The following is an 8,753-nucleotide window of genomic DNA, read 5'->3' as shown; positions in this document are numbered from 1 at the left end:
GGCTGGACACAGGCCGCCGTGTAGGAGCGGGTTTACCCGCGAAGAGGCCGGCCCTGCTGGCCAATCTCCACCAGCCGTTCACCGTTGCCACCGCCACCGTATTCGCGGGTAAACCCGTTCCTACCACGGTGGTGGACACACATCGGGGGGGGCACAGGCCGTTGTAGGAGCGGGTTCACCCGCGAAAGGGCCGGGCCTGCTGGCTCAAATCTGTGAAACCAGCGCCTCCAGCTGTTCCTGCCGCTCAGCCTGATTCAGCTTCGCCCCGGGATTCAGGGTGGACCATTGCGGGTGCGCCCGCGCCTTGACCAGCGCCTCCGGCAACTTGCCCTCGCGCCAGGCCTTTTCATCCAGCTCACCCAGCCTGATGCTGTCCTGCGCCGCATGCCCGCGGTTATCCAGCGCCACCATCAACTGCTGCTGACGCAAGGCCAGCAAACGCAATACCGTGTCGTCCACGGTCAGCTCGCGCTTGCCCTTGAGCTTGCCCATCAACCGTGACCCATAGTTGCGCGCCGTCTGCAGCGCGCCACCGGCAATCGCTCCGGCCAGCGCCGCCGCACCGAGGGTAAGGCCACCAACCAGCAAATCGACCCCGGCACCTGCCGCAGCACCTGCCGCCACACCGCTGCCCAAGCGCACGCCCAGCAGTTTCAAAGTCTCCGGATTGAACAGGTCATCGCCCCAGCGGCCATCCAGCAATGGCAGGTCGCTGGCATGAGCATCCTCGCGGCGGAAGGCATACAGCTTGAGCAAGGCTTCGACGCAGCGTTGTTCTCGTTGGCGTATGTCCTGGCGCAGCGCCTCGATGGCCCGGGCTTCTGCCGCTGGTTCGGCCTCGACACTGCGCCGGCATGCAGCGCAATCGAGCAGCAGCTCGGCAATCAGGCGCTTCCCGCTGTGCCGGCGAGCCAGGCGCTGCGCCTGCTGGTCGTCGATCAGCCGCTGCAGCGCCGGGCGGGCGTTTTCCAGCAGCAGCGCCAGGCTTTCGTACAAACGGCGCTCGCCATCCTCTGGCGGGGCCACGCTGTCGAACCGCACCAATGCGTGAAGCCCAAGCCGGGCAAGGGCTTCACGCCATTCAGGCTCGCGGTGCTGGCTGCTGGCGACGAAGTTGAGCACCGGCAGCAACGGCTTGCCGCAGTTGGCCAGTACTTCCAGTTCGTCGCGGTACTTGGCAAGCACCGGCTCGCGCGCATCGATCACATACAGCCCGGCATTACTGGCCAGCAGTTGGCGCAATACCTTGGCCTCCTGCTCGAAACGCTGGCGCGCTTCGCTGCCTTGCAGAAAACGCTCCAGGCGGGCCGGGCCGTCCAGGCGCTCGCCCGGGCGTTCCAGACGTTCAAGGTAGTCGAGCAGGGCGATGGCATCTTCCAGGCCGGGCGTGTCGTACAGCTCCAGCAAGGGTTCACCGTCCACAGACAGCCGCGCACCTTCCACATGGCGGGTGGTGCTGGGGCGGTGGGACACTTCGCCAAAACCGACGTCGCGGGTCAGGGTGCGCAGTAGCGAGGTTTTGCCAACATTGGTATGGCCGACCACGGCCAGTTTCAGTGGCTCAGTCATGGCCATGCTCCAGCCAGGTCAGCGGTGAGGTGTCGGCATGTTGCAGGCCAAGGCGGTCAAGAGCTTCGTGCCAATCGCCCAGGCGCTCGGCATCGAGGGGCTGGCCCGGTGCAGCCTGCAGCAGCCAGATACGGGTTGCGCCGGCATTGCGCGCCAGTTCGGCGAGCAGCGCCAAGCTGCCGCGGTCGGGCGAGCGGCGTGGGTCGCAGGCGATGGCCAGGCGTGCCGGCGGGAAGCGGCTGAGCTGCTCCAACAGCCGGTTGCGTGATTCGCGGCTGTCGAGTACGCCGGCATCGGTCACGCTTTTGGGCAGGGCGGGTGGCCAGGGGCGCTGGTCGTCCAGCTCCAGGCCGACCAGCAGGGCACCGCTGCTGCCGCTTTCCAGCTGCCCGGCGGCAAACTGTGGCAAGGCTTGCGGGGCAGCATCCTGCACGCCGATGCGCTCGCTGCGCGGCATCAGTGCTTCGCGCAGTTGCGCGTAGCCGGGCAGGCCCAGGTCCAGCGTCAGGCGTTCGCGGCCCTGGCGCCAGCGCCACAGGCATAACCCGGCCAGCAGCAGGCGGGGCAGCAGGCCGTATACCAGTACCACGCCAAGCAGCCAGCTGGCCCAGGCCTGGCGTGCCATGTCCAGGGCCGGCAGGCTGTCGCCGCTGGCGCGGATCATGGCTTCGTCGGGCACGGCGAAGCCCAGCAACGAGGGCAGGGCGCCCAGTGCTTGGGTCAGGTGAATGAACGGGTCGGCGGCGAGCAAGGTGGTTTCCCAGACAAAGCCATAGCGCCGGGTTGCCAGCAAGACCAGCAGCATGCCCAGCGCGGTGAGCATCGCCAGCAGCCAAAGGCCGTGTACCAACAGGCCGAGCAGCCACCGGTTGAGGCGTTGACGTTGCAGCAGCACCAGCAGCGCTGGCGCCAGGTGCGCGGCCCTGGCATCGCGGGCAAAGCGTTCGCTCAGCCACAGCCACAAGCGGCCCAGCCCTGCGCCATGCTCGCCGCTCAGGGCAAAACCCATGCCCCAGCCAAGTAGCATCAGCAGGTTCAGCCCGAGCAGGCTGCCCAGCGCCCAGAACACATTCACCGGGCGCTGCCCGTCACCGAGGGCGGCCAGCCCCAGGCCTGCGCCACTGAGCACGGCCAGCAGCAGCAGGGCCAGCAGCGCCAGACGCGCGCCCTGCTTCCAATGGCGCAGGGCGCCGGTCATGTCATCGCGCTCGGCCAGGAACAGCGCACGTGTTTCGATGCGCGTGGCCAGGTCGCCACCTAGCTGGCGGGCGTGGCGGTTCGCTTCCTGGTCTTCCAGCGGGCCGGCATGTTCTTCGCGCAGGCGTACCGCTTCGGTGAGCCAGCGCTTGTCCAGTGGCGTGGGTGCAGTCACAAGGTCTTCCATTGCACAGGTCAAGGCAGAAGCATAACCCACACGCCCGGTGCTATCCTCGCCGGCATGAATACATCACTCCCCCTCAGCCTGATCGCGGCTTATGCCGAGAACCGCGTGATCGGCATCGACAACTCCATGCCCTGGCATTTGCCGGGGGACTTCAAGTACTTCAAGGCCACCACCCTGGGCAAGCCGATCATCATGGGGCGCAAGACCTGGGACTCGCTGGGGCGGCCGCTGCCTGGGCGGCTGAACATCGTGGTCAGCCGCCAGCCGGGGCTTGAACTGGCGGGTGCCGAGGTGTTCGCCTCGCTTGAAGAGGCGTTGGTGCGGGCCGAGCAGTGGGCGCGCGGGCAGGGCGTCGGTGAGCTGATGCTGATTGGTGGCGCGCAGCTGTATGGGCAGGCGCTGGAGAAGGGGCTGGTCAGTCGCATGTACCTGACGCGGGTTGAGTTGGCGCCAGAGGGGGATGCGTGGTTCCCGGCGTTTGATGAAGGGCAGTGGAGGCTGACTTCTAGCGAGGTACAGGCTGAGGAAGGTAAGCCGGTGTATCACTTCGAGGTTTGGGATAAGGGTTGAGATTGTTGGGGGCTGCTCTGCAGCCCTTCGCGGGTGAACCCGCTCCTACGGGGGCCGCAGGGGGGCAGAGATTGTTGGGGCTGCTTTGCAGCCCTTCGCGGGTGAACCCGCTCCTACACGGGACCGCAGGGGGTTTAGGTTTTGAGCAAGACACGAGCGGCCTTGTCGCGAAAGGGGCGCAATGCGCCCCGGCGATCTGTCAGGTGTGGCTCAGCTCGGCATGTTCATCACCGGCCAGCACTTCCTTGTCAGTCTCTTTCAACAGCTGGCTGGTGACAACGCCCGCCGTCATCGAACCGTTCACGTTCAACGCCGTACGGCCCATGTCGATCAGCGGCTCCACCGAAATCAGCAACGCCACCAGTTCCACCGGCAAGCCCATGGCTGGCAGCACGATCAGCGCGGCAAAGGTGGCACCGCCGCCCACGCCGGCAACCCCTGCAGAGCTCAGCGTGACGATGGCCACCAGGGTGGCGATCCACAGCGGGTCGAAGGTGTCGATGCCTACCGCTGGCGCGACCATCACCGCCAGCATGGCAGGATAGAGCCCGGCGCAGCCGTTCTGGCCAATGGTGGTGCCGAACGATGCGCTGAAGCTGGCGATCGATTGCGGCACGCCCAGACGGCGGGTTTGTGCCTCGATGTTCAGCGGAATGCTGGCGGCGCTGGAACGGCTGGTGAAGGCGAAGGTCAGCACCGGCCACACCTTGCGGAAGAAGCGCAGCGGGCTCACACCGGTGGCGGCGAGGATGATGCCATGCACCACGAACATCAACCCCAGGCCCAGGTACGACACCACCACGAAGCTGCCCAGCTTGAGGATGTCCTCCGTGTTGGAGCTGGCCACTACTTTTGTCATCAACGCCAGCACGCCATAGGGGGTCAGCTTCATCACGACCCGCACCAGGCGCATCACCCAGGCCTGCAGGGTATCGATGGCGGACAGGGCGCGCTCGCCCTTCTCGGCGTCGTCCTTGATCAGCTGCAGCGCGGCCAGACCGAGGAACACCGCAAAGATCACCACGCTGATGATTGAGGTCGGCTTGGCCCGCGCCAGGTCGCCTACCGGGTTGCTGGGGATGAACGACAGCAGCAGTTGCGGGATGTTGAGGTCGGCAACCTTGCCCGCGTAGTCACTGTGGATAACCTGCATGCGTGCGCTTTCCTGGACGCCGGCCACCAGGCCCTCGGCGCTGAGGCCGAACAGGTTGGTCAACACAATGCCGATCAGGGCGGCAATGGCCGTGGTCAGCAGCAGGGTGCCAATGCTCAGCACGCTGATGCGGCCCAGCGAAGAGGCAGTGTGCAAACGTGCCACGGCACTGAGAATCGAGGCGAAGATCAGCGGCATGACGATCATCTGCAGCAGGCCGACATAGCCGTTGCCGACCAGATCGAGCCAGGCGATGGTTGCCTTGAGCACGGGGTGGCCAGCGCCATAGATCGTGTGCAGCACAAGGCCGAAGACCACGCCCAGCACCAGGCCAAGCAGTACCTTCTTGGCCAGGCTCCAGTCGGTGCGGCGGGTTTGTGCCAGACCCAGCAACAGGGCCAGGAACGCCAGCAGGTTGAGTGACAGCGGCAGGTTCATTGAAGCTCCAGCAGAAAAAAGCATAAGTGGCATCGCCTCTGTGAGCGATTGCGAACGGAAATGCTAACAGCCTGAAAACAAACGAATTTATACCCAAATGGAATTTACATAGTCGTTTATGGAATAACGGGATGTCGCAGATTGCAATGAACAAGGCGTTTTCGGCTGCCTGGAGGTCGTTATCGGGGGCTTGCAGTAGGAATTGTTGCACTAGCGTTTCTGGGTCATTTCAGGAGATTCGTACATGAAAGTCGCTGCGAAAGCCGCCGCCATTGGCCTGTCCCTGCTGTTCAGTATCGAAACCTTCGCCACGGAGCTCAAACACTGGCCTGCTGACGCGGCCAAACAGCTCGACAGCATGATCGCCGCCAATGCCAACAAGGGTAACTACGCGGTGTTCGACATGGACAACACCAGTTACCGCTATGACCTGGAAGAAGCCTTGCTTCCGTTCATGGAAAACAAGGGCCTGCTAAGCCGCGACAAGCTCGACCCTTCGTTGAAGCTGATGCCGTTCAAGGACACTGCCGAGCACAAGGAAAGCCTGTTCAGTTACTACTACCGGCTGTGTGAGATCGATGACATGGTCTGCTACCCGTGGGTAGCCCAGGTGTTCTCCGGCTTTACCTTGCAGGAGCTGAAGGTGCAGGTGGATGAGCTGATGGCTTCGACCAAGCCGATCCCCAGCACCTATTACGAAGGCGACCAGGTCAAGGCCATCGAGGTTCAGCCGCCCAAGGTCTTCAAGGGCCAGGCCGAGCTGTACAACAAGCTGATGGAGAACGGCATCGACGTCTATGTGATTTCGGCGGCCTCCGAAGAGCTGGTACGCATGGTCGCCTCGGACCCCAAGTATGGTTACAACGTGAAGCCCCAGAACGTGATTGGCGTGAGCCTGCTGCTCAAGGACCGCGCCAGCGGACAGCTGACCACTGCGCGCAAGCAGATCAGCGCCGGGCACTACGATGCCAAGGCTAACGAGGGCCTGGAGCTGACCCCTTACCTGTGGACCCCGGCCACCTGGATGGCGGGCAAGCAGGCGGCGATCCTTACCTACATCGACGAATGGAAGAAACCGGTGCTGGTGGGCGGCGACACGCCGACCAGCGATGGCTACATGCAGTTCCACGGGGTGGATGTGGGCAAAGGCGGTATCCACCTGTGGATAAACCGCAAGGCCAAGTACATGGACCAGCTCAACGGGATGATTGCCAAAAATGCGGCGGCGCAGGCCAAGGAAGGGTTGCCGGTGACGGCGGACAAGAACTGGGTGATTGTCACGCCGGAGCAGATCCAGTAACGGGAATATCAACCATCGCGGCCCACAATGAGGGTCTGGGCCGCTTTCTGGTCAATGTTCTGCGCCAACAGGGTCACTTGTTCAATGGCACGTTCACGGATCCTGGCGCCCTCAGGGCCGAGGGTCTGTTCGACCACTACACTGTGCGCCGCGAAGCGAGAGCTTTGATCCAGCCTTTATCCACAGGCAAAAAAAACCGGCGTACGAGACGCCGGTTGTGCCAATGCCAGAAAAGCCCTTACAGCCCTTCGAGCATTGCCTTGTTACGCACCGCACCCTTGTCGGCACTGGTGGCCAGCAGGGCATAGGCCTTGAGCGCGGTGGTTACCTTGCGTGGACGGACCTCGGCTGGCTTCCAGCCCTTCTTGTCCTGCTCGACACGGCGTTCCGCCAGCTCTTCATCGCTGACCAGCAGGTTGATCGAGCGGTTAGGGATGTCGATCAGTACCTTGTCGCCGTCGCGCACCAGGCCGATGGCGCCGCCCGCCGCGGCCTCTGGCGAGGCGTGGCCGATCGACAGGCCCGAAGTACCGCCTGAGAAGCGACCGTCGGTGAGCAGGGCGCAGGCCTTGCCCAGGCCTTTGGACTTGAGGTACGAGGTCGGGTAGAGCATTTCTTGCATGCCCGGGCCGCCTTTCGGGCCTTCGTAGCGGATGATGACGATGTCGCCGGCTTTCACCTCGTCGGCGAGGATGCCGCGCACGGCGCTGTCCTGGCTTTCGAAGATCTTCGCGGTGCCCTCGAACACGTGGATCGATTCGTCCACACCGGCCGTTTTGACCACGCAGCCATCCAGTGCGATGTTGCCGTACAGCACGGCCAGGCCGCCCTCTTGCGAGTAGGCGTGTTCGAAGCTGCGGATGCAGCCGTTTTCACGGTCGTCGTCGAGGGTTTCCCAACGGGTCGACTGGCTGAATGCGGTCTGGGTCGGGATACCGGCAGGGCCAGCCTTGAAGAAGGTGTGCACAGCTTCGTCATCGGTCTGGGTGATGTCCCATTTGGCGATGGCTTCTTCCATGCTGCGGCTGTGCACGGTCGGCAGGTCGGTGTGCAGCAGGCCGCCACGGGCCAGCGAACCGAGGATGCTGAAGATGCCGCCAGCGCGGTGGACGTCTTCCATGTGGTACTTCTGGATGTTCGGCGCCACTTTGCACAGCTGCGGCACTTTGCGTGACAGGCGGTCGATGTCGCGCAGGTCGAAGGCCACTTCACCTTCCTGTGCTGCGGCCAGCAGGTGCAGGATGGTGTTGGTCGAACCGCCCATGGCGATGTCCAGCATCATGGCGTTTTCGAACGCTTTGAAGTTGGCGATGCTGCGTGGCAGTACCGACTCGTCATTCTCGCCGTAGTAGCGCTTGCACAGCTCGACGATGGTGCGGCCGGCCGTGAGGAACAGCTGTTCGCGGTCAGAGTGCGTGGCCAGGGTCGAACCGTTGCCCGGCAGGGCCAGGCCCAAGGCTTCGGTCAGGCAGTTCATCGAGTTGGCGGTGAACATGCCGGAGCACGAACCGCAGGTCGGGCAGGCGCTGCGCTCGTATTCGGCGACTTTCTCGTCGGAGGCCGTGGAGTCGGCCGCAATGACCATGGCATCGACCAGGTCCAGGCCGTGGCTGGCCAGCTTGGTCTTGCCGGCTTCCATCGGACCGCCGGAAACGAAGATCACCGGGATGTTCAGGCGCAGGGCGGCCATCAGCATGCCGGGGGTGATCTTGTCGCAGTTGGAGATACAGACAATAGCGTCGGCGCAGTGCGCATTGACCATGTATTCCACGGCGTCGGCAATGATTTCGCGGCTTGGCAGCGAGTACAGCATGCCGTCGTGGCCCATGGCGATGCCGTCGTCGACCGCGATGGTGTTGAATTCCTTGGCCACGCCACCGGCGCGTTCGATTTCGCGGGCCACCAGCTGGCCCAGGTCCTTCAGGTGCACATGGCCCGGGACGAACTGGGTGAACGAGTTGGCGATGGCGATGATCGGTTTCTTGAAGTCTTCGTCCTTCATCCCGGTGGCGCGCCACAGGGCACGGGCGCCGGCCATGTTGCGGCCTTGGGTGGAAGTCTTGGAACGATAATCAGGCATGAAACACTCCTGGCGGCTTAATCAGGTCACAAATAGGGGAGTGAGCTTCTCTTGTCCTTTGCGCCGCAGGTCGGTTGCCACTGGCACGGATGGGGCCAAGACTGCGCGGGATCGCCGCGTGCTTGACCAGAGCTCATAAACCCGCCGGGGATGACTGGCGATGAATAGGCCGATTCTACACCGCTGGCGCGGTGAGGGAATGCAGATGTGGATGGTTGGCGGGGGGATTGCGGCAGGAAAGGGCCGCTGGGCGGCCCTT

6 protein-coding genes are annotated in these 8,753 nt (G+C 63.8%); 2 read left to right on the top strand and 4 right to left on the bottom strand.

The window, feature by feature from the left end; translation table 11 throughout:
* Nucleotides 1-204: 204 nt before the first annotated feature.
* Both ACF8FG_RS26205 and ACF8FG_RS26200 read right to left on the bottom strand, forming a co-directional pair.
* Nucleotides 205-1,569, bottom strand: coding sequence for a GTPase/DUF3482 domain-containing protein (locus ACF8FG_RS26205; protein ID WP_014592746.1), 1,365 nt, complete (start codon nucleotides 1,567-1,569; stop codon nucleotides 205-207).
* Nucleotides 1,562-2,953 (bottom strand): DUF2868 domain-containing protein, encoded by a 1,392-nt coding sequence (locus ACF8FG_RS26200; protein ID WP_392519369.1) that lies wholly within the window; start codon nucleotides 2,951-2,953, stop codon nucleotides 1,562-1,564. The genes ACF8FG_RS26205 and ACF8FG_RS26200 overlap by 8 nt, the downstream gene beginning before the upstream one ends.
* 54 nt (nucleotides 2,954-3,007) lie before the next feature.
* On the opposite strand from ACF8FG_RS26200, the gene ACF8FG_RS26195 reads away from it, so the two are divergent.
* Entirely contained in the window at nucleotides 3,008-3,523 is a 516-nt protein-coding gene (locus tag ACF8FG_RS26195; RefSeq protein ID WP_019436571.1) for a dihydrofolate reductase, read from the top strand.
* A 199-nt stretch (nucleotides 3,524-3,722) separates the two neighbouring features.
* Here ACF8FG_RS26195 and ACF8FG_RS26190 read toward each other — a convergent pair whose 3' ends face one another.
* Nucleotides 3,723-5,114 carry an L-cystine transporter gene (locus ACF8FG_RS26190; RefSeq protein WP_014592743.1) on the bottom strand — a complete coding sequence of 464 codons (1,392 nt, stop codon included), beginning with the start codon at nucleotides 5,112-5,114 and terminating at the stop codon, nucleotides 3,723-3,725.
* A gap of 244 nt (nucleotides 5,115-5,358) precedes the next feature.
* Between ACF8FG_RS26190 and ACF8FG_RS26185 the strand changes: the two genes are divergently transcribed.
* Nucleotides 5,359-6,414, top strand: a complete 1,056-nt coding sequence (locus ACF8FG_RS26185) for a phosphorylcholine phosphatase (RefSeq protein ID WP_014592742.1) — start codon at nucleotides 5,359-5,361, stop codon at nucleotides 6,412-6,414.
* 238 nt (nucleotides 6,415-6,652) lie between these two features.
* On the opposite strand, the gene ilvD is transcribed toward ACF8FG_RS26185, so the two are convergent.
* Entirely contained in the window at nucleotides 6,653-8,494 is a 1,842-nt protein-coding gene (gene ilvD / locus ACF8FG_RS26180; RefSeq protein WP_003249056.1) for a dihydroxy-acid dehydratase, read from the bottom strand.
* Nucleotides 8,495-8,753 lie beyond the last annotated feature (259 nt).

It is taken from the genome of Pseudomonas sp. YQ_6, from assembly GCF_043103245.1.
GTDB lineage: Bacteria > Pseudomonadota > Gammaproteobacteria > Pseudomonadales > Pseudomonadaceae > Aquipseudomonas > Aquipseudomonas alloputida.
The sequence above is the reverse complement of the archived record's forward strand: the minus strand, read 5'-3'. Positions and strand labels throughout refer to the sequence as shown.